General features: G+C 37.0%; 17 protein-coding genes. 16 read left to right on the forward strand and 1 reads right to left on the reverse strand.

What is annotated here, in order from left to right; translation table 11 throughout:
- The first annotated feature begins 123 nt into the window (after positions 1 to 123).
- From IPM56_18855 to IPM56_18885, 7 genes are all read left to right on the forward strand, one after another.
- Complete coding sequence (locus tag IPM56_18855; protein QQS36270.1) at positions 124 to 1,020, forward strand: hypothetical protein; 897 nt, start codon at positions 124 to 126, stop codon at positions 1,018 to 1,020.
- A 101-nt stretch (positions 1,021 to 1,121) separates the two neighbouring features.
- Positions 1,122 to 1,685, forward strand: a complete 564-nt coding sequence (locus IPM56_18860) for a hypothetical protein (protein QQS36271.1) — start codon at positions 1,122 to 1,124, stop codon at positions 1,683 to 1,685.
- Between the two features lie 158 nt (positions 1,686 to 1,843).
- A complete protein-coding gene (locus IPM56_18865) occupies positions 1,844 to 3,220 on the forward strand; it encodes an efflux RND transporter periplasmic adaptor subunit (protein QQS36272.1) in 1,377 nt (458 codons plus the stop codon).
- Between the two features lie 3 nt (positions 3,221 to 3,223).
- Positions 3,224 to 4,519, forward strand: a complete 1,296-nt coding sequence (locus tag IPM56_18870) for an ABC transporter permease (GenBank protein QQS36273.1) — start codon at positions 3,224 to 3,226, stop codon at positions 4,517 to 4,519.
- 35 nt (positions 4,520 to 4,554) lie between these two features.
- Entirely contained in the window at positions 4,555 to 5,994 is a 1,440-nt protein-coding gene (locus IPM56_18875) for a TolC family protein (GenBank protein QQS36274.1), read from the forward strand.
- Between the two features lie 407 nt (positions 5,995 to 6,401).
- Complete coding sequence (locus IPM56_18880) at positions 6,402 to 7,526, forward strand: DUF1624 domain-containing protein (protein QQS36275.1); 1,125 nt, start codon at positions 6,402 to 6,404, stop codon at positions 7,524 to 7,526.
- Positions 7,527 to 7,625: 99 nt separating this feature from the next.
- Positions 7,626 to 9,083 (forward strand): T9SS type A sorting domain-containing protein, encoded by a 1,458-nt coding sequence (locus tag IPM56_18885; protein QQS36276.1) that lies wholly within the window; start codon positions 7,626 to 7,628, stop codon positions 9,081 to 9,083.
- A gap of 52 nt (positions 9,084 to 9,135) precedes the next feature.
- Here the strand turns inward: IPM56_18885 and IPM56_18890 are convergent, their stop codons facing one another.
- Positions 9,136 to 11,484, reverse strand: a complete 2,349-nt coding sequence (locus tag IPM56_18890) for an anion permease (protein ID QQS36277.1) — start codon at positions 11,482 to 11,484, stop codon at positions 9,136 to 9,138.
- A 160-nt stretch (positions 11,485 to 11,644) separates the two neighbouring features.
- Between IPM56_18890 and IPM56_18895 the strand changes: the two genes are divergently transcribed.
- The 9 genes from IPM56_18895 (at position 11,645) to rpsO (ending at position 20,671) form a co-directional block, all read left to right on the forward strand.
- Positions 11,645 to 13,423: a sodium-coupled transporter gene (locus IPM56_18895; GenBank protein QQS36278.1), complete on the forward strand. Its 1,779-nt coding sequence runs from the start codon at positions 11,645 to 11,647 to the stop codon at positions 13,421 to 13,423.
- 46 nt (positions 13,424 to 13,469) lie between these two features.
- Positions 13,470 to 13,712: a DUF1049 domain-containing protein gene (locus IPM56_18900; GenBank protein QQS36279.1), complete on the forward strand. Its 243-nt coding sequence runs from the start codon at positions 13,470 to 13,472 to the stop codon at positions 13,710 to 13,712.
- 169 nt (positions 13,713 to 13,881) lie between these two features.
- A complete protein-coding gene (locus tag IPM56_18905; GenBank protein ID QQS36280.1) occupies positions 13,882 to 14,358 on the forward strand; it encodes a hypothetical protein in 477 nt (158 codons plus the stop codon).
- Positions 14,355 to 15,602: a transcription termination factor NusA gene (nusA, locus tag IPM56_18910; protein ID QQS36281.1), complete on the forward strand. Its 1,248-nt coding sequence runs from the start codon at positions 14,355 to 14,357 to the stop codon at positions 15,600 to 15,602. The genes IPM56_18905 and nusA overlap by 4 nt, the downstream gene beginning before the upstream one ends.
- A gap of 13 nt (positions 15,603 to 15,615) precedes the next feature.
- The gene (infB, locus tag IPM56_18915; protein ID QQS36282.1) at positions 15,616 to 18,234 is read left to right on the forward strand and encodes a translation initiation factor IF-2; all 2,619 of its coding nucleotides are present in this window, start codon (positions 15,616 to 15,618) and stop codon (positions 18,232 to 18,234) included.
- A 47-nt stretch (positions 18,235 to 18,281) separates the two neighbouring features.
- The gene (gene rbfA / locus IPM56_18920; protein ID QQS36283.1) at positions 18,282 to 18,656 is read left to right on the forward strand and encodes a 30S ribosome-binding factor RbfA; all 375 of its coding nucleotides are present in this window, start codon (positions 18,282 to 18,284) and stop codon (positions 18,654 to 18,656) included.
- Positions 18,619 to 19,323 (forward strand): tRNA pseudouridine(55) synthase TruB, encoded by a 705-nt coding sequence (truB, locus tag IPM56_18925; protein QQS36284.1) that lies wholly within the window; start codon positions 18,619 to 18,621, stop codon positions 19,321 to 19,323. Before rbfA ends, truB begins: the two co-directional genes overlap by 38 nt.
- Positions 19,324 to 19,417: 94 nt before the next feature.
- Positions 19,418 to 20,356, forward strand: a complete 939-nt coding sequence (locus tag IPM56_18930; protein QQS36285.1) for a bifunctional riboflavin kinase/FAD synthetase — start codon at positions 19,418 to 19,420, stop codon at positions 20,354 to 20,356.
- 51 nt (positions 20,357 to 20,407) lie between these two features.
- Positions 20,408 to 20,671 (forward strand): 30S ribosomal protein S15, encoded by a 264-nt coding sequence (gene rpsO / locus IPM56_18935; GenBank protein QQS36286.1) that lies wholly within the window; start codon positions 20,408 to 20,410, stop codon positions 20,669 to 20,671.
- The last annotated feature ends 5 nt before the right edge of the window (positions 20,672 to 20,676 follow it).

The following is a 20,676-nucleotide window of genomic DNA, read 5'->3' on the forward strand; positions in this document are numbered from 1 at the left end:
TTTAATTATATAGAATCTTTAAGTGCTGATGATTATGATTTATATCGTGATAGTATAAAGAATGGTTTATCGGATGATTATTTTTCTCAGTTATAAACCAGAGTTGCTAACGGGTAATTTGGTATGAGTAATAATTATATGCTTGTGATTTTTATTGATAACGAAAATATTACACTGCTAAACACAGAATTGTGGATCATACCCATTCTAATTTTAGTTTGCCTCCTTTTCATCTCAAGAAAGAATAAATATAGAAAAACAATACTGGTTATTTCAGTTCTTTACACATTGTTTTTGTTTTTTAAGTTATACCTCATCTTTTACCCGTTATTTATGATAGAAGATACACTGTCTTATTTTATCGAGTATCCTTATGGGTTTGTTTTTTTAGGTCTCACTTTATTTCTAATGCTAAATATCTTTTTACCAAATAAATATTCGTCATACATCGCACTTTCTTTGCTATCCATAGTTATTCTTAACCAGGTATATCTTAGAGTTCAAACAAATAAAATAAATAATGAGTATAAAAACATTTTAGAAAATAATGGAATAGGAAATGTTTTAACTGTCAATATTGATACTACTAATATTAGTTATTCAAATTTTTTTGCAGGCGATCCTGGTTTTCTGTATAGTTTTGAAGTTCGTAAAAACATTACTTTTACACCCTATTTTGCATTGAAGGATGAACACTTTTTATATTTTAATTTTCCGAATTATTATTGGACCAGATACAGAACAGTAGATAGACAGTCGAAAGTTGCGCCAATAACGGGTGTTTTTGTTCCGCCTAAAATCATCGAGAAATATACATTAAGAACTAAATCGATGATTGATAAGTTTGATGTTTTATATAGAATTGACAAAAATGGAAAACTACTAAGCAAAGCACATATTTTCCCTGATACAATAAGTTTCATAAATGCGGAAGAATATTTTAATTCAATTAAAATTATTCCAGCATCTTTAAATGGTAAATCAGTAGAATCAACTTATATAAAAGAATATACTCAATAAAATTTAACCTCTCTAATCCGTCAAAGACGGATAAGTAAGTAAAGAGTTTGTAGCGTGAAAAAATAGTTTGGGGACGTTTGTTGTAAGGGAGACATTTAATAATGAGAAACAAAAAATATTGGGCAAAAGCCTTTAGCATTTTCTTTATAGTATTGCTAAATGTAAATGAACTTCCCGCGCAAAGAAAAGGTGATGTTGTATTTGGGTTTAGTTTCGGGTTGGTGTCTAAAGGTATTTTTTCAATAAAGTATTTTCCTGTTAATGGTTTTGCTATTGAACTTCACGGGGGAGTACTTCCCGGATTTTATAATTATGGTTTTGCATTACATAATTATTTTGATTTAGAAAGACCAAACACATTTATTGAATTGGGTATATCAAATTTTGGCGGGATGCCGGAAGGTGTCGATATGGATTCTGCTTCAGCAGATTCAGTTGTTTCATTAGGGGCTTCAAATTGGGGAATAAATATGGGACTCGGAAGGGAGTTCGTTTCAGGAGGGGATATTTATTTTTTTGCCGGTGGTCCAACTTATATATTTGACAGATCAGTAAGTTATTTAAACACAAGAACCAGAGAACATTTTGAAGAAGAAGAGGAAATGAGATGGTTTGGGTTTGTGGAGTTTGGCATAAGTTATTATGCTAAAAAGAAAGAACAATAAAAAAATAAGTAGAAAAAATAGAGAAGAGTTTCGCTTCCCCGCCATTCATCACTTTCTAAACACTGTTCCGGTAATATGAATTTTTTTTTATTCGGGATAGTTTTATGTTGATACCGCTTTTTATATAAATAGAGCGATTAACTATTTCGGATTATGTAATGACAATCAAATCTCTCACTTCAGTGCTTTACCGCAATCCCGTGCTGGATGTTATCAAATCTTCTTCAGAAAAAATTGACAGCAAACTTGTTCACTTAAACATTCCGCCGTTCTTAAAAAGCTCTAAACTGCTTGGCGGAATAATTATTGGTATCATCATCATTGTGCTGATACTGAATTCGGTTTTTGCATCGCCGGACAGCAGCGTGCCGGTTTATAAAGTTGTTAAGGATAATTTTCTTGTTTCTGTAACTGAAAGCGGTGAGTTAAGGGCAAAGAACAGTATTTCAATTTCATCGCCGAGAATAAGAGGCAACCTTAAAATTGTTTATCTCATTCCCGAAGGTACTTATGTGAATGCTGGCGACACTGTTGTAAGGTTTGATCCTACCGAAGCGATTACAAACTTAAAAGACGCGGAAGCTAAACTTGAAATTGCAATTTCGGATAAAGCAAAACTTGTCGCCAATCAGAAATCGGGAATGACGCGGCTTGAGTCCGATCTTAAGAGTGCTGAGCTATCTTTTGAATTATCAAAACTTAATGTTGAGCAAATGAAGTTTGAGGCTTCGGTTAAACAGCAGGAGGCACAGCTTAATCACAAAAGAAATGAACTGAGTTTTTTGAAAAGCAAACAGGATCTTGAATCGCAGAAAATTATTGATCAGTCTGAAATGAATAAAACGGACATTGAGGTTCAGCAGAAACGTTCAGACCTTGAACGTGCTAAGAGGGATCTTGAGATGCTTACATTAACCGCACCGACTGAGGGTCTTGTTGTGTATGAAAACAACTGGGCGACGGGAAGGAAGGTTGCGATTGGCGATACACCGTGGAGCGGAATGACGCTTGTTTCTCTTCCAGATCTTTCCGCGATGGAAAGTATAACGTATGTGAATGAGGTTGATGTAAGCCGTGTGAAGAAAGGTCTGCCTGTTGTTGTTAAGCTTGATGCTTTCAGGGACAGTTCATTTAATGCTGATATCAGTTCGGTTGCATCGCTCGGCAAGACGAAGGATAATAATTCCAACATAAAAGTTTTTGAGATTGCTGTGTTCATAAAAAGTCAGTCTGAAATTTTAAAACCGGGAATGACTACAAGCAACAAGATCGTCATAAATGAAATACCGGGAGTGTTGTTTGTTCCGCAGGAGGCTGTATTTGAAATGGACGGAAAGAAAATAGTTTATGTAAAGAACGGTTCCGGTTTTGATGTTCAGTTTGTTGAAGTAGGCGAGAAGAGTGAAAATTATATTGTGATAACAAAAGGTCTTGAAGAAAACCAGGAAGTAGCGTTACGTGATCCGACGATAGTTCCTGAAGAAACAGGCACTGGTGAAACGGAATCGAATTCTGTGAGTATGCCGGGAAGCTGATTGATGAACAATCTTGAATCATTTAAAATCGGGTTAAAGGGATTACAGTCCAATAAACTCCGTGCGGCTTTAACAATGCTTGGAATTATTTTCGGTGTAGCCGCTGTAATTGCGATGATGTCGATAGGTGAAGGCGCAAAGCAGGAAACACTTCAGCAGATTGAACTGATGGGCACAAACAATATTATCATTAATAAAGTTACACCGGAAAAAAACAGTTCGGGGTCTAAGGCGTCGTTTTCAACAGGGCTTACACTTAATGATGCCAATTCAATTAAAGAATTAAACCCGTTAGTTGAATACATCACACCGATAAGAGAAATTAAAACACAGGTGAGTTATAAATCGAATATGAGTGAATCAGAAGTTATCGGCACAACTGCCGATTATCCTGAAACGTTCAATTCAAAAATTGCTTCGGGTTCTTTCTTTAAGTCATTTCACTTAGAAGGATATTCAAACGTTTGTGTTATTGGTCCGGGTGTGAAAGAAAAACTTTTTAAGTTTGAAGATCCCATCAACAAAAAAATAAAGATAGGTGATCTTTGGTTTAATATAATCGGGCTTACATCTTCAAAAAATGTTTCCGGTTCACAAGGACTTGGACTGAGAAATTTTAATGATGATATATACGTCCCCATTACAACGATGATGTATAAGATGGAAAAGTTTGAAGAAGAGCAGAATAACATGTCAGGTATGTTCATACGAATCGGTAATGACCAGGAACAGGCAAAGGTCGTTGATCGCAATTCAGTTGACCAGCTAACAATAAAAGTAAATAATTCGGATCATCTTAGTGAAGCGGCACATCTTGTAAGACGAATACTTGACAGGCGTCATTACGGGGTTAAAGATTTTGAAGTGGTTCTTCCTGAACAGCTACTTGAACAGAAACAAAAAACACAGCGCATATTTAATATTGTGATGGGAGCTATTGCGGGAATATCATTACTCGTCGGCGGTATTGGTATAATGAATATAATGCTCGCGAACATTCTTGAGCGAACAAGGGAGATTGGTGTAAGAAGAGCAGTCGGCGCAACAAGGACTGATGTACTGAGGCAGTTTTTGTATGAAGCGCTTACAATAAGTGTTGCCGGCGGAGTGCTTGGAATAATATTAGGATTTATTCTTACATCACTTATATCAACGTATGCGGAATGGAAGACCATCATATCTCCGTTTTCGGTTATACTTGCTTTTGTTGTTTCAGTTACGACGGGACTTCTGTTTGGTATATATCCCGCAAAACAAGCCGCTGATAAAAACCCGATTGAATCTTTACGTTATGAATAATTCATTTCAAAAAACTTCAACTTAATTCTGATAAAATGAAATCGTTATTAAAACCATTTGTGATACTATTTTTCTTTTCAGTGAATTTGTACAGCCAGACACAGCTTACATTAGAAGATGCGTTATCAATAGCGCTTAAAGAAAGCTACGGGATAAAGTCGGCACAGTATTCATTACTCAGTTCACAAAAAACACTTGAAGCCGCAAAACTTGGATTGATGACATCTATTAATATGGAGTTTGATTTACCGCGTTACTCGCAAACATTGTCAAGCCAGTTCAACCCGGTTACAGGAACGGAACAGTTTTTTGAGATAGGTTACACTACTTATGAGAGCAGGTTATTTTTTAGTCAGCCGATTGTTTTTACTAACGGAACTTTTTCGCTTGTCGGTTCGATGTGGCGGAGAGATCAGTTCAATGAACAGCAGGATATACCGGTTGATTATTACAGCAACCTGAGTTTAAGATTAAGTCAGCCGTTGTTTACGTTTAATAATCTTAGTGCAAATCTTACGCGTGCGGAAATCAATCTTGAAAAATCAAAAAGAAATTATACGCGCGCCGAATATGATGTGATATACAATGTTACGGCAGGGTTCTACCAGTTGTATCAATCAAAAATGGAAGTAGAGATCGCTAAAGAAAAAGTAAGCCAGACAGAAACATCCTACCAGACAGCCATGAATAAATTTAAAGCAGGGCTTATCGCTGAAGTTGAAGCACTTCAGTTAGAGATTGATCTTGCTTCAAGCAAAAACGATCTGTTGAATAAGGAACGTACATTCAAAGAATCAAAGGACGATTTTAAATTGTTGATCGGTTTACAGTTGTCTGAAGATATCGATGTCTCGGCGGTGCTTGAGTATTTACCCATCAATGTTGATATGGAAGAAGCTGTAGCTCATGCTTTGGAGAACAGATCGGAAATAAAAAACAGTGAAGCGGATATTGAATTAAGAAATCTAAACGTTGATGAAGTGGATTCACGCGGAAATATAAGCGGTCAGCTTACAGCTAATTACGGAATTAACAAGAACGATGATAAGTTCAATAATATATTCAGGGATTTTTCTAAAGACAGGGGAGTTGTGTTCACGCTTTCTGTTCCTGTGCTTGACTGGGGAAGAAACAACCGTGAAGTTGAATCAACGCAGGCTGATCTTGATCTGACAAAGTTAACTTACAACAATCAGAAGCAGCAGATTGAGAAGGAAATAATTTCGATTTTAAATAAAATTGAATCAGCAAAAGCGCGTGTGGAGGTGTTGAGCAAAAGTGTTGAGCTTGCAGAGAAGAGTTACAATATAAGTAAGTCACGTTTTGATGCAGGCACAATTACAAGTTTTGACCTGTCACAGATGCAGTTGAGATTGACTGACGCGAGAACAAACAGTCTTTACGCGTTGATAGATTATAAACTTGCTGTTGCGGATCTTACAAGGAAAACTTTATTCGATTTTGAGAAGCAGTGATTTTGAATTAAGTTTTGTTATCAATGTTGCAATCTTAATTATTATTGTGTCACCCTGAATTTATTTCAGGGTCTTCTTTTGAGTATCATACAGACTCATAAATCAGACTCAGATGCTGAAACGAGTTCAGCATGACAGCAAGGAGAAGATACTGAAACGAGCCCGCCTGCCGGTCGGGCAGGTTCAGCATAACGACAAGGCAGATTCCTCGCGAGATAATATCATTGTCATTCCGAACTAGTTTCGGAATCTGGCATGCAGAAAGAAGATGCTGAAACAAGTTCAGCATGACAGAATGGTAGAAGATGCTGAAAGGCATTGCCATCAGCTTGACGTTGTTCAAGTCGTCCTGACGAAATTGTAAGTTTCTTTTTTAGATTTCAGAATTCAACTACTATCAAAACTTAATGGCGGAAAAGAAAAGATATATCTTTGTTGATATTGTCAGAGGGCTTGCACTTCTTGTAATGATAGAAGTGCATGTGTTTAACGCATTTCTTGATCCTTCAATAAAAGCTCAGTCATGGTTTTCTGTTTTAAATTATATAAACGGGTTGGTAGCGCCGTCGTTTCTTTTTGTTTCCGGATTTGCGTTTATACTTTCGACAAACACAAATGACAGAATAAAACTATTCAGTCCAGCTATAACTAAAAGGCTTTCACGTATAGGGCTAATATTTCTTGTCGGTTATTCACTTCATCTCCCGCGCTATTCATTCAGTCAAATGATTAAGATAAGTGAAGCTGAGATGATCTCATTTTATAATGTGGATGTGCTTCAGTGCATTGCAAGCGGTCTTCTGCTTTTATTAGTGATGAAACTTATCACTTCAAATGAAAAACAATTTAATTTTGTTTTACTTGGAAGCACAATTGCTGTAATCGGGTTAGCCCCATTTGCCTGGCAGTATGATTTTACGAATATATTCCCGGTATGGTTTGCGAATTACTTCAATCAGAAGAATGGCTCGCTGTTTCCATTACTTCCGTGGCTGGGATTTATGTTCACGGGTGCAATTGCCGCAAAATATTTTCTGACTCTAAAAGATGACGCAGAACAAAAAAGATTTATATCAAGACTTGCAATAACCGGAATCATACTTGTTGTTATAACTCATCTTGTTCTTACTGAACTTACACCGGTTGAGATAAGATCAATACGTCCCAATCCGTTTTTCTTTTTGCAAAGGCTTGGTTATGTGTTTCTGCTGCTTGTACTCTGCTGGCATTATGATCAAAAAAGGAAAATCACAAAATCATTTATACTTGATTTCAGCCGCGAGTCGCTGATTGTTTACTGGTTTCATCTTACAGTTTTGTTTGCGGTTGTATTCGGCGGTAAAAGTCTGACGATGATTGTAAATCATAGTTATAATGTAATTGAAGCAATCATTTCAACGATCATTCTTGTCATATTAATGATAATCGCTGCTAAGATCTGGGGCGGTGTAAAATCCAAATACAGGAAGGCATCGAAAATTATTACAATCGTTATAATTACTTCATCAATAATTGTATTCTTTGTCACTTAGTTCTTTGCTGTTTGGCAAGTAATATTTTCACTCCGCGATTTTTATCTCGACATTCAAAAAAAATGTTTCTAAGTTTGAATACAATTTTATGAGGTCATTATGAAACGGGTCAGCATTTTGGTCTTGGTACTTTTTACCTGCCTTGTTAAAGGGCAAGACTTTGAAATCAAACAAATCACTTCAGGAAATTTTGATGCGCGGAATCCTGTTACCGGCAGATACTATTTCTGGGATGCCAATAAAATCTTTTATGAAGTACACACCGGCAATTCAATAAATATTTACTCTTCAGATTACAATCCTGAAACGGATTCATTCTCGGATACAATCGCTGTAACAACCGGAAATTTCCAGAATATTAATCCGGTTCCTGACTATAATGATGGACTGATCTTTCTCACAAATCAAAATGGCAACTGGGATATAGCACATAAAAAGTATGAGAATGGGGTATGGAGTGAAACTCAATTTTTAACAAACACTCCTGAAGATGAAACTAATCTAAGAGAGATTTTTTCGGAGCCATATTCCTGGGAGCTTGAAACTCATCTGATTTTTGAAAGAGATGGATCAGTATTTTACTTATATGTCGATTCTTCAGAAGTATTTGAGGAAACCGTTTTTCAGAAATCCAGCGAACTTTCATATGATCAATCAGCCGGAGCTTATAATTTGTGGTCATTCGCTCAGCAAGAGGGTCTTCATATTGCAGCGGTAGAAACAGATCAGAACCAGATTAAAAGAATTGTAAGCAGGCACAGGAACCTGGGAGGAAACTGGGCTCCTTTAGATATTGTGTTAGACACATGCTCGTGCTCAAACCTGATTTTTCAACCGGTTGATTATTATCCATCTCTTGTGTTTGAGGATACTTCAGATACAACACGAAAGTTAATGGGGATACCGGAATGGCAGACAAATAAAATTGTTTATCCCTTAATTGCTGAGAACGATGATGATCAGTCAGCTTTCAAAAGTGCCGTCTCATATATTGTAACTGAACCACCTTCAGGCAAAACAGATTTCTATTTTTATCACCCGCACGCTTATTTGCTAAAGAATTCGGAATCAACAAGGATCAGATTAAATCTTTTTGATGTCGACAATCCAAGTGTTGATTCTATCTATTCATTAAAGGTTACTTCAAGCAATACTGATGTTGGGTCGGTAGGATTCTATTTTGGTTATGAAGTCTTTTATACTTTATTTGAAGATAGCATTGATGGAAATGTTCATTTGTTCGGAAGAAAATTTCTTAACCCCGTTGGTGCCGTTGATGATGATGTTACACTTACTGATTTCACATTATATCAAAACTATCCGAACCCGTTTAATCCTGTTACTAAAATAAAATGGAGTACACAAAAGGGAAGCCGGCAATCACTCAGGATTTATGATGTGCTTGGTAATGAAGTCGCAACTTTGGTTAATGAATACAAACCAATAGGAGATTATCAAGTTGAATTCGATGCTTCAGACTTATCAAGCGGAATTTATTTTTACAGGCTGCAGGTTGGGGATAGATCATTCTCAAGAAAAATGATCCTGCTTAAATAACTTTCATTATTAATCGGGTTCATCATGAATTTTTTCTTGATGAACCTGAATCCTAAAACTTCCAGAATACTGAGATGAGCAATACAGCTATCACTCCGATTACTATGGTTAAAGGTAAACCAAGTTTAACATAATCGGAAAACCTGTAACCTCCGGGACCCATAATAAGAATATTTGCCGGGTGTGATATAGGGCTGATAAAACTTGCGGATGACGATACTGCAAGTGTCATCATTAATGACTGGGGAGAAATTCCTGTATTGGCTGCTATTGACAGAGTAAGCGGTGCCATCATTACAACAAGTGCGGATGTTGGTATAACAGAGGCAGCAGCAGTAATGAATAAATAAATTCCGATTACTATTCCCCAGCTTCCGAATTGTCCGGCATATTTAATTACCTGCTCTGCGATAATTTCAGTAGTTCCTGTTGACTGCATCGCTATACTTAATGGGAACATTCCCGCAATCACAAAGACGGATTTCCAGTCTATCGATTTATACATTTCATCCATTGACAGACATCCTGTAAGCACCATAAGCGCTGCACCGCCCAACGCAGCAATTGAAATTGGAATTATTCCAATCATCACCGGAATTAATACTGCCGCCATTATTAAAGCTGCTAAAGGTGCTTTCCCTGAAAGGGGTATATCCGGAAGTCCATGTGTTAACACGATAAAATCGGGATCAGACGTAAGTATTTTTATTTTATCTCTTTTCCCAAGAATTAAAAGTGCGTCCCCGAATTTCAATTCAAAGTCGCGAAGGTTTGTACGGTAAGCTCTGCCTTCTCTCCATAAAGCAATTACCTGCAGTCCGTATTTACCCCTGAAGTGGATTTGTCTTAGTGATTTTCCAGCAAGGTTGGACCTTGGTGAAAGAGTTGCTTCAATTAATCCAACCTGTTCTGACTCAAGCGGTATGGAAAGTTTTTTATCTTCATCAACTAATTCAAGTTCCTGCAAGCCTCGCAGTATATCAAGATCATCTTTCTTTCCGCTGATGACAAGTTTATCATTCAGATGAATTGTTTCTTCAGGGTCAGGCATTACAACTGTTTTATTTTCTCTTATTAAAGCCAGCACTCTTACCCCGAATGATGCGCCCATCCGGCTTTTTGATAAAGATTTATTTATCAGTTCAGAATTCTCAGGAACACTTACAGTAAAAACTCTTTCCTCTAAATTATACTTTGTGATCAATTCAACAGGATTTATTTTTTTGAAAAGATTAAAATCAGATTTAACCTTTAAGATATTCAGCTTTTCTTTTGAACCCTGAACCAGCAGTATGTCTTTTTCCTTTAAAACAAATGAATGGAGATTACTATGTTTGATTTCCCCGCTTCTGTCAACAGCTAGAACGTTTACACAGAATTTTTTTCTGAAATTTATTTCATGCAATGCATGATCAATTAATTCAGATTTAGGCGGGATTGAAATTTCCACAATCTCAAATTCATCAGAAATAATTTTATCAATTCCTGAATGCTCCTCTGCGGCTATTAGTTTTTGCCATCCGCGGAATTCATTAAATCTTTCCAGCGCCCCGCCGATCATCAGTTTGTCATCTGCTCTGAGAACTTCAGAAGGATCGGGCGCTAATTGAGTATTCCCATTCCGGATTATCGCAAGAACAGTTAGCCCTGCTGCTGAACCCAGGTTTGCTTCTGCAATTGTTTTTCCATTTAAATACGAGTTTAATGGGATTCTCATTACACAGGTTCGCTCTTGCAGGGCATATTGCTTGCGTAACTCTGCTTCTGAACCGAGAATATCTTTTACTTTATCTTTTTTAGGGAGAAAGTATTTTCCGACAAGAACTATGAAAAGCACTCCCGCAATAAACACCGGTCCGCCGACGGGAAGAAAATCAAACAGTCCGAATGAGTTTAATCCTGCTGATCTTAATGAATCGCTGACTATGAGATTAACAGTTGTTAACAAAGTTGTAATCCCACCAAGCAGAACACCAAAAACCATAGGCATCAAAAGTCTTGATGGTGAAATAGAAGTACTTTTTGAAAGGCTCATTACAACAGGGAGCAATAACGCCGCGACACCGATATTGTTCATAATAAATGACAGTAGTCCTGAAACCAGCATCAGTATCAGAAGTATTTTTGTTTCACTGCTGCCCGAAATTTTCAGCATGGATTTGCCGATAATGTTGGCAACATTAGTACGCGCTAATGCCGCACTCAATACAAACATTGACCAGATTGTTATAACAGCCGGATTACTGAATCCTGAAAGTGCTTCACCCGGAGTAACTATTCCGGAAACTGCCAATGCAGATACTACTAGCAAAGCAACAAGATCAATACGTATTTGTCCGGACACAAATAAGATAACCGCGGCAAGTAAAAGCGTTAGTACACCAATGGATTCGGCAGACATTTAATGAGGGATTCCTTACAAGATTTTTAATAGGAAATTTTATACAAATATTCTAAATAATTCATATAATGTAAATGGTTTATAGGATCTATCTTTTTCAGTTCGAAGTTTTTTTTCATCTTTAATAAAACTAAGTACTCATCCCGGATAATTATATTTTATGAACGTTGAGATGATAATTGTTTTTGCTGTAATTGCCGGAGCTATAATTCTGTTTGTAACAGAAAAACTGCCCGTTGATATGACGGCATTGATTGTCATGGCGGTTCTTCTGCTTACCGGGATAATTAGCGCCGAGGAGGGAATTTCCGGATTCAGCAATCAGGCAACGATTACAGTCGGAGCGATGTTTGTTGTCAGTGAGGCTTTAAAGAAAACCGGCGCGGTAAATTTCCTCGGAACAATTTCATCTAAGTTGTTTAAAAATAATTTCTGGCTGGGGCTTTCGGTTACTATGATAGCGGTTGGGCTTATTTCAGCTTTTATAAACAACACTCCTGTGGTCGCGGTATTTATTCCTATACTGCTGAATGTAGCACGAGAGAATAAAATAAGTCATTCAAAACTACTTATGCCTCTTTCCTTTGCATCACTGTTTGGCGGAGTATGTACTCTTGTAGGGACCTCTACAAATATTCTTGTCAGTTCAATTGCGAAAGAACATAACCAGGCTCCTTTCAGTATGTTTGAATTCACGGGACTCGGAGTAGTATTTTTTGTCTTCGGTATGATCTATATGGTTTTCTTCGGAGTTAAGTTGATTCCGCAGCGGACGCTTGCTGAAGATCTTACTCAAAAGTTCAGAATGAGTGATTACCTTACTGATATAGTTTTGCTTCCCAATGCAAAATCTGTCGGAACGAGTTTGAAAGCTTCACCGCTGATCAGAGAACTTGAAATAGATGTGCTGGAAGTAATAAGGAACGGGCAGCGGCTGCTTAGACCTTTACCTGAAATAATTCTTGAAGCAAACGATGTTTTAAGAGTAAGGTGTGATGTAAGTATAATTCAGAAAATAAAGGACAGGGTCGGGGTTGTTCTTAAATCTGATATGAAACTATCTCAAAAAGATTTTACCGCTGAAAATCTATTACTAGTTGAAGCGATCATCGCACCAAATTCCACCTTGATCGCCAAGACTATTAAAACTTCAAACTTCAGAAATAAATTTAAAGCAAATGCTTTAGCATTGAGGCACAGGGGTCAGCTTCTTCAAACAGGTTTTGTTGATACATTGTTAAATGCAGGAGATTCTGTTCTTATTGAAGTAAGGAAAGAAAATTATAACGATATAAAAAATGATCCGAACTTTGTTATTGTTTCTAATATCGAATATATAAAATTCAGAAAACGAAAAATCATTCCGGCACTATTGATTATAGCAGGGATTATTACATCAGCAACACTTGGATGGCTGCCAATAATGATAAGTGCTATAATTGGTTGCATTCTTCTTGTTCTTACTAAAAGTCTTACTCTTGAAGAAGCTTATAAATCCATTGAATGGAATGTTATTTTTTTATTGGGAGGAATACTATCACTCGGCATTGCTCTTGAAAAAACTGGTACTGCATCTTTTATTTCAGGGCAGATCATCGAGGTTTTGGGTTCACTTGGACCTGTCGCCATTCTTGCAGCTTTATATTTGCTCACATCATTTTTAACCGAAACAATGTCAAATAACGCAACTGCTATTTTGGTTGCCCCAATTGCTATCGGAATCGCTGAATCATTGGGAGTAAGCGCAAGACCCTTTTTAATAGCAGTTATGTTCGCTGCTTCAGCAAGTTTTATGACGCCGGTCGGTTACCAGACTAATACAATGATATTTGGTGTGGGGCAATACAAGTTTGCGGATTTCTTAAGAGTGGGAACTCCGCTCAATATTTTATTCTGGATACTGGCTTCCATTCTCATTCCAATTTTCTTTCCGTTCTGATTAAGAAGAAATTTTAATAAGTTTAAATACACATCCAGGATTTTTTATGAAAGCAAAGATCATCACACTTCTGATTGTTCTTCTCATTCTCATAATTTTTATTTCGCTTAATACACATCTGGTTGAGATTAATTTTCTGTTCGGTAAGTTTCAGATGTCAGCAATAATACTTATATCAATTTCATTACTCATTGGACTTATTATCGGATTCATACTTAACAAAATAATTGAGAAACCCCGGGTGAGGCAGGAAAATATCCGGAAGGATAACAATAGTGATTTAAAATAGCCGGTTCAGGTAATTCAGATTTGATAATTGCTCAGAAAACATGGGCTTGAAACAAGCTAAAACAGGGGATAATTCAACAATTGGTAAGGTAAACTTTTCTTGCTTATTCAATTAATTAACATTAAGTTTGAGTCAGTTATTTCGCCCTTAAAGGGCGATTTTAGTTTATATGAATATTTCAGAAGAAAATATTAAAAGTGTTTTTTCATCAGTCATTGAGACTAATGGTTTTTTTCTAATTGATCTTGTTTTCAGAGGTAATGCCGGTCAAAAAATTATTGAAGTTTATATTGATGGAGAAAAAAATATTTCGGCTGATGATTGCGCGTTAATAAGCCGGGAACTTAATTCTGAAATAGAAAATAAAAACCTGATTGAAAATTCTTACAGACTTGATGTGTCATCCCCGGGAGTTGACAGACCGCTAAAATATCTTAAACAATTTCCCAAACACGTAAACAGGATTTTTGATATTGAGTTTAATCAGGGTGATGAAATAAAAAAAGTAACCGGAAAGTTGAACTCAGTCTCCGGTGAAGAATTAAATTTTATTTCCAAAGATGGTTCGGAATATTTTATTAATTTTAAAAACATAAAAAAAGCAGTAGTATCAATCGGCTTATTTAGTGGAGGAAAGAAGAGATGAATTTCGATATTGTTGAATCCTTTGCCCAGATGGTAAGGGAAAAGGGGATTGACAAAGATGTTCTTGCCGGCATACTGGAAGAAATATTCGGTTTGCTTGTTAGAAAGAAATATGGTGAAGAAGCAAAGTATGATGTTGTTGTGAACATGGACAGGGGCGATATCGAAATATTCCTTGAAAGAGAAATAGTTGATGCTGTTGAAAACCCGAATCTGCAGGTAAGCATTGAAGAAGTTAACCGGCGCGGTAATGACGAAGAACTGGAAGTCGGTGATGATTATGTGGAAAAAATTGAACTGGCTTCTCTTGGCAGACGATTAATTACTCTTGCTAAACAAAGTCTTAACCAGAAGATCAGAGAAATCGAAAAAGAAATAGTTTATAACGAATACAAAGAACTGCTTGGTGAAATTGTAGTCGGCGATATTTACCAGATAAGAAAAAATGATATTCTGGTAAACCACAATAAAAACGAATTACTTTTACCTCGTCCTGAACAAATTCCTTACGAGAGATACAAAAAAGGCGAAACAATAAGAGCAATTGTTAAAGAAGTTAAGAAGGGAGCGAGTGGTCCGCTGATCATAATTTCAAGAGCTGACAATATGTTCTTACGCCGGCTTTTTGAAATTGAAATTCCCGAAATCTATGATGGAATAATCGAGATCAAAGGCATTGCCCGCGAACCCGGTGAAAGAGCAAAGATTGCAGTTGAATCACAGGACAACAGAATAGATGCCGTTGGTGCCTGCGTCGGTATGAAAGGCGTAAGGATTCACGCAATTGTAAGAGAGTTGAATAATGAAAATATAGATGTTGTAAACTTCAGCGATGAACCGTTAGTGTTTATACAAAGAGCACTGGCACCAGCCAAATTGAAAAAGATTGAACTGGATACTGATGCAAGGAAAGCAGTTGTAACCGCTGACAGCGACCAGGTATCACTTATTGTTGGAAGGAACGGAGTTAATATAAGGCTCGCTATGAGGTTAACAGGTTATGAAATAGAAATTCTGCGTGAAGAAAAACCATTTGAAGAATATGAAGAAGATATCGAACTAATTGACCTTAAAGAAGAACTCGGCGCAGAGATCTATGAACTGCTTATTAACCATCGTTATGATACTGCAATAGAAGTTCTTACGGCTGGTCCGGAAAAACTGAAAGAAATAGAAGGACTTGATGAAGAAAAGATAAACGAAATTCTTGAAATCATTAAAGCCCAGTTTGAGGAAGAAGAGTAAATCAGAAAGAAATATGTCCGAAACCAAAGAGAAAAAACTTAGAGTGTATAAACTTGCATCTGAAATAAATCTTTCAGCAGAAAATCTTGTTGAATTCCTTCAGAAAAAAGGACACGATGTTAAGTCTCATATGTCAATGCTTACTGAAGCAATGATAAATGATATCAATGATCATTTTAAAAAAGATATAGAGAAAGCAGAAAAACATTACAAGAAGATTGCGGAGTTTAATAAAAAGAGGACGGAAAAATCCCAGGCGGAAGAACCAAAGGTAACGGAATCCGTAGCGATAGAACAGGAAAAGGAGCCGGAACTTCCTGAAGTAAAAATTGAAACCATTGAGCCTGAAGTTGAAAAAGCTCCGGATATTCCTGAAACTCCTGAAATAAAAGAAGAGCAGGAAGAAGAACACATTCAGGCAAAGACAGAAATTCCTGAAGATGTAAAAACGGATCAGGTTGCTTCAGAGTCTGAACAGAAACAATTTGTTACTCCCAAAGAAACAGAGGCTAATAAAAAACGCGGACTAACGGTTGTAGGAAAAATCGATCTGGAACCGAAAGAGAAAAAAACCGAAGTAAAGACTGCTCAGAAAGAAGAAACATCTTCTTCGCAGGAAGAAGTTGTAAAGAAAAAGAAAAAACCGAAGACGAGAAAAAAACCAACCGAAAATGTAGTTGAAGAACTGCCTGCAGCAAAAAAGAAAAAGAAAATAAAAAGATTTGAAATAGATCAGAACGAAGTAAAAGAAGCAATACGTAAAACACTTCTCAGTATGGATGACACGGCTGCATCGGGACGCGCAATTCAGAGAAAGAAAAAACGTAAAGAACGTGAAGCTGAAGAAGAGAGAAGACTGGAACAGAAAACTCTTGATCAGACGAAGATCAGGGTTACTGAGTATATAGCTGTTAATGAACTTGCAAATTTGATGGGAGTTCCGGTTGGTGATGTAATTTCCAAATGTATCGGGCTCGGATTGATGGTTTCTATTAATCAAAGGTTGGATCTTGAGACAATAACATTAGTCGCCGATGAATTTGGTTTCCAGATAGAACTTCAGGAAGAATATACTGCACAGGCTCTTGAAGATACACCAGATGAACCGGAAAATTTGAAATTCCGTCCACCGGTTGTTACAATAATGGGTCACGTTGATCATGGAAAAACTTCATTACTTGATTATATAAGAAGAACAAATGTTGTAGCTGGTGAAGCTGGTGGAATTACACAGCACATAGGCGCATACAGGGTTAATGTTGGCAATGATAAATTTATAACTTTCCTAGACACTCCCGGTCACGAAGCATTTACTGCAATGCGTGCACGCGGTGCACAACTCACAGATATAGTAGTGCTTGTGGTTGCTGCAGATGATGCTGTAATGCCGCAGACAGTCGAAGCAATCAATCACGCACAGGCAGCCAATGTTCCAATCGTTATAGCGATAAATAAAGTAGATAAACCCGGCTCCAACATCGACAGGATTAAACAGCAGTTAGCAGAACGCAAAGTGCTTGTTGAAGAATGGGGCGGAAAATATCAGTGTGTTGAACTATCAGCTAAGACCGGACTTAACGTTGATAAACTTCTTGAAACAATTTTACTTGAAGCGGAAATACTTGAACTGAAAGCAAATCCTGACAGGTATGCACGCGGTGCAGTTGTTGAATCAGAACTTGATAAAGGGAGAGGAATAACCGGAACTATTCTTGTTCAGAAAGGAACACTTAAAATTGGTGATCCATTTGTTGCCGGAATTTACCAGGGTAAAGTAAGAGCTATGTTTGATGAACGAGGCAACAAAGTGTTTATTGCGCCTCCTTCAACACCTGTACTTGTACTTGGATTTGAAGGCGCACCACAAGCCGGCGATACATTTGTAGTTGTGGAATCCGAAAGAGTCGCTCGTGAAGTTGGAATCAAACGTCAGCAATTAAAACGTGAACAGGATCAGAAGCAGGTACACCACATTACACTTGATGAAATTTCAAAACAGATCAGCATCGGCGGTGTAAAAGAACTGGCACTTATAGTAAAAGGTGACGTTGACGGTTCTGTTGAAGCACTATCCGATTCTTTAATGCGGCTTTCTAATGAAGAAGTCATAGTGCGCGTAATTCATAAAGGCGTTGGTGGAATATCTGAAAGTGATGTTCTTTTAGCTTCAGCTTCAAACGCAATTATTATTGGTTTCCACGTTCGTCCAAATCTTAACGCCAGGAAACTTGCGGAAACACAAAAGGTCGATATAAGACTTTACAGTGTTATCTATGATGCAATCAATGAAGTTAAATCAGCTCTTGAAGGTTTATTATCCCCGGTACTTTCTGAAGAAGTTGTTGCAACACTTGAAATTCGTGATACTTTCAAAGTCCCGAAATTCGGAACGGTTGCAGGATGTTATGTACAGGAAGGAAAGATTACCAGGAACAGCAAAGTGCGTATTATCCGCGATGGTATTGTAATACACGAAGGTGAGATAGGAACACTTAAGCGATTCAAGGATGATGTACGTGAAGTTGATGCCGGCTACGAGTGCGGATTAAATGTTGCCAATTATAATGATGTTAAAGTCGGCGACATAATAGAAGCATTTAAAATTGTGGAGACTAAAAAGAAACTTACATAACCTGTTTGGTAATCGCTAAACATTGTTGGTATGCAAAGGAAAAGAAAATGTCTCACAGAATTGATAAAGTAGAAAATCTCATCAAAGAAGAAATCAGCCTGATATTTTTATATAAACTGCAGGATCCTGATTTCGGCTTTTTAACAATTACAAATGTGAAAGTAAGCCCTGACCTGAAGATCGCAAAAGTTTACATCTCGGTTTTTGAAAAGGAAAAACGGGAAGCAGCACTTGAAAAAGTAAGATCAAAAGCAGGATTTATCAGATCGGAACTTGCATCACGTCTGACAATAAAATTCACGCCCGAACTAAAATTCTTTATGGATGAATCGCTGGACTATGTTGAAAAAATCGAAGGTCTTATAAAAAAGATACACGAAGAAGATGATAACAAAGGAAACGGTGGACCAGTACAGTCCTGATTTTACTTCCGGAGAAATAATACTAATCGATAAACCCTTAAGATGGACTTCATTCAAAGTTGTTCATAAAATCCGCAAAGCAGCAGGAGTAAAAAAAGTCGGACACGCGGGAACACTTGATCCCCTTGCAACAGGTCTGCTTATAGTCTGCACCGGAAGAAAAACAAAAGAGATAATTTCATTCCAGGATCTGGAAAAAAAATACACCGGAACAATTACACTTGGTAAAACCTCACCATCTATGGACCTTGAAACAGAAGTAACCGACCACATAGGTTTGGACGGCATTGAGGCAGAGAAAATCATTAAGGTCAAAGAAAATTTTGTCGGAAGAATCATGCAAAAACCCCCTATGTATTCGGCTTTGAAGGTGGGTGGTAAAACACTTTACAAAATGGCTCGTAAAGGAAAGACAGTTGAAAGAGATGAGAGAGAAGTAGTAGTATCAGAGTTTAACGTTACCGGTATTAATCTACCTGATATAAATTTTGAGATAAGATGTTCCAAAGGTACATACATAAGAGTCATTGCTAATGATCTTGGTGAAAGACTTGGATGCGGCGGAATTTTAAGTTCATTGAGAAGAACTGAAATTGGTGACTTCTCGGTCAATTCTGCTTTAACTATGGAAGAGTTTAACAAACATTTTTTAACCATTAATGCCTGAAGATGAATTCCTTCCATTGCCGCAAGCGTCTGTTAAAATTTCATTTTAGGCATAATTAACTTATATTTGCACCCTATTGTACTCACAATTAGATATGAAAATATATGAGGATTTGTCCCGGGTTACTAAAGACAAGAAAACAGTAATTACTTTAGGAACTTTTGATGGAATACATTGCGGGCATAGAAAAATTCTTGAAACTGTTAAGAGTAAAGCCGTATCAATTAACGGAAGAAGTTTTCTGATCACATTTAATCCTCATCCAAGATATGTTCTTTCAGGTAATAACAGACCGGGACTTTTAACAACACACCGGGAAAAGATAGACCTTCTGAAATCGTCCGGCATCGAAAACATACTTGTAATTAATTTTACTCCTGAGTTTTCCCAGCTTTCACCCGAATCCTTTGTTAAAGATTTTATGGTTGAAGGATTAGGCTTATCAGAAATTATAATCGGAACCGATCATCATTTCGGCAAAGGTAGAGGCGGTGATATCCAGACTCTGAAGGAAATGGGAAATCATTACGGTTTTGTTGTCGATTCAGTTGAGCCTTTAAGTATTGATGGAGAAATTGTTAGCAGCACTAAAATAAGAAAAGCTATTTCTGAAGGCGATATTTTGAAGGCGAATAAATTTCTCGGCAGAAAATATTCTTTCAGCGGAAGAGTTGTTGAAGGAGATAAAAGAGGAAGGAAACTTGGATTTCCTACTGCGAATATAAAAATGGAATCAAGCGAGAAACTTCTTCCGGCACTCGGTATCTATGTTGTTGAATTCATACTTTCTGATATTAAATATTATGGATTGTTGAGTGTTGGAAAAAGACCAACGTTTTATGCTTCAGGCGAAACAATTCCTGAAGTTTATGTTTTTGATTTTGACCATGAAATTTACGGTAGTTTCGTTACCGTAAATCTTATTGAAAGACTGAGGGGTGAAGAAAAATTTTCTTCTGCGGAGGAACTAATCAGTCAGATGAATAAGGATAAAGAAAACGGATTAAAAATTTTAGAAAGCTTAGTTAATTAATCCCGGGTGGTTCTGGGGTTATATTGTATAATCAAATAAAGGATAAATAAAATGACCAAAGAGGAAAAAGTACAGTTAATCAAAAAGTTTGGAAAGAATGAGAAAGACTCCGGCAAACCGGAAGTGCAGATAGCATTAATTACCAAGCATATTAATGATCTTACAGAGCATTTCAGCACACACAAAAAAGATCATCACTCAAGAAGAGGTTTGATGATGATGGTTGGTAAAAGAAGAAGATTGCTCGATTATCTTATGAAAAAAGACATTGAACGTTACAGAGCTATTATTAAAGAATTAAATATCAGGAAATAAAGGTT

This window comes from Ignavibacteriales bacterium (assembly GCA_016700155.1).
Classification (GTDB): domain Bacteria; phylum Bacteroidota; class Ignavibacteria; order Ignavibacteriales; family Ignavibacteriaceae.

Coding starts and splice junctions, on each gene's coding strand:
- IPM56_18855 (QQS36270.1), top strand. CDS start 124: ATGAGTAATAATTATATGCTTGTGATTTTTATTGATAACGAAAATATT.
- IPM56_18860 (QQS36271.1), top strand. CDS start 1,122: ATGAGAAACAAAAAATATTGGGCAAAAGCCTTTAGCATTTTCTTTATA.
- IPM56_18865 (QQS36272.1), top strand. CDS start 1,844: ATGACAATCAAATCTCTCACTTCAGTGCTTTACCGCAATCCCGTGCTG.
- IPM56_18870 (QQS36273.1), top strand. CDS start 3,224: ATGAACAATCTTGAATCATTTAAAATCGGGTTAAAGGGATTACAGTCC.
- IPM56_18875 (QQS36274.1), top strand. CDS start 4,555: ATGAAATCGTTATTAAAACCATTTGTGATACTATTTTTCTTTTCAGTG.
- IPM56_18880 (QQS36275.1), top strand. CDS start 6,402: ATGGCGGAAAAGAAAAGATATATCTTTGTTGATATTGTCAGAGGGCTT.
- IPM56_18885 (QQS36276.1), top strand. CDS start 7,626: ATGAAACGGGTCAGCATTTTGGTCTTGGTACTTTTTACCTGCCTTGTT.
- IPM56_18890 (QQS36277.1), bottom strand. CDS start 11,484: ATGTCTGCCGAATCCATTGGTGTACTAACGCTTTTACTTGCCGCGGTT.
- IPM56_18895 (QQS36278.1), top strand. CDS start 11,645: ATGAACGTTGAGATGATAATTGTTTTTGCTGTAATTGCCGGAGCTATA.
- IPM56_18900 (QQS36279.1), top strand. CDS start 13,470: ATGAAAGCAAAGATCATCACACTTCTGATTGTTCTTCTCATTCTCATA.
- IPM56_18905 (QQS36280.1), top strand. CDS start 13,882: ATGAATATTTCAGAAGAAAATATTAAAAGTGTTTTTTCATCAGTCATT.
- nusA (QQS36281.1), top strand. CDS start 14,355: ATGAATTTCGATATTGTTGAATCCTTTGCCCAGATGGTAAGGGAAAAG.
- infB (QQS36282.1), top strand. CDS start 15,616: ATGTCCGAAACCAAAGAGAAAAAACTTAGAGTGTATAAACTTGCATCT.
- rbfA (QQS36283.1), top strand. CDS start 18,282: ATGTCTCACAGAATTGATAAAGTAGAAAATCTCATCAAAGAAGAAATC.
- truB (QQS36284.1), top strand. CDS start 18,619: ATGATAACAAAGGAAACGGTGGACCAGTACAGTCCTGATTTTACTTCC.
- IPM56_18930 (QQS36285.1), top strand. CDS start 19,418: ATGAAAATATATGAGGATTTGTCCCGGGTTACTAAAGACAAGAAAACA.
- rpsO (QQS36286.1), top strand. CDS start 20,408: ATGACCAAAGAGGAAAAAGTACAGTTAATCAAAAAGTTTGGAAAGAAT.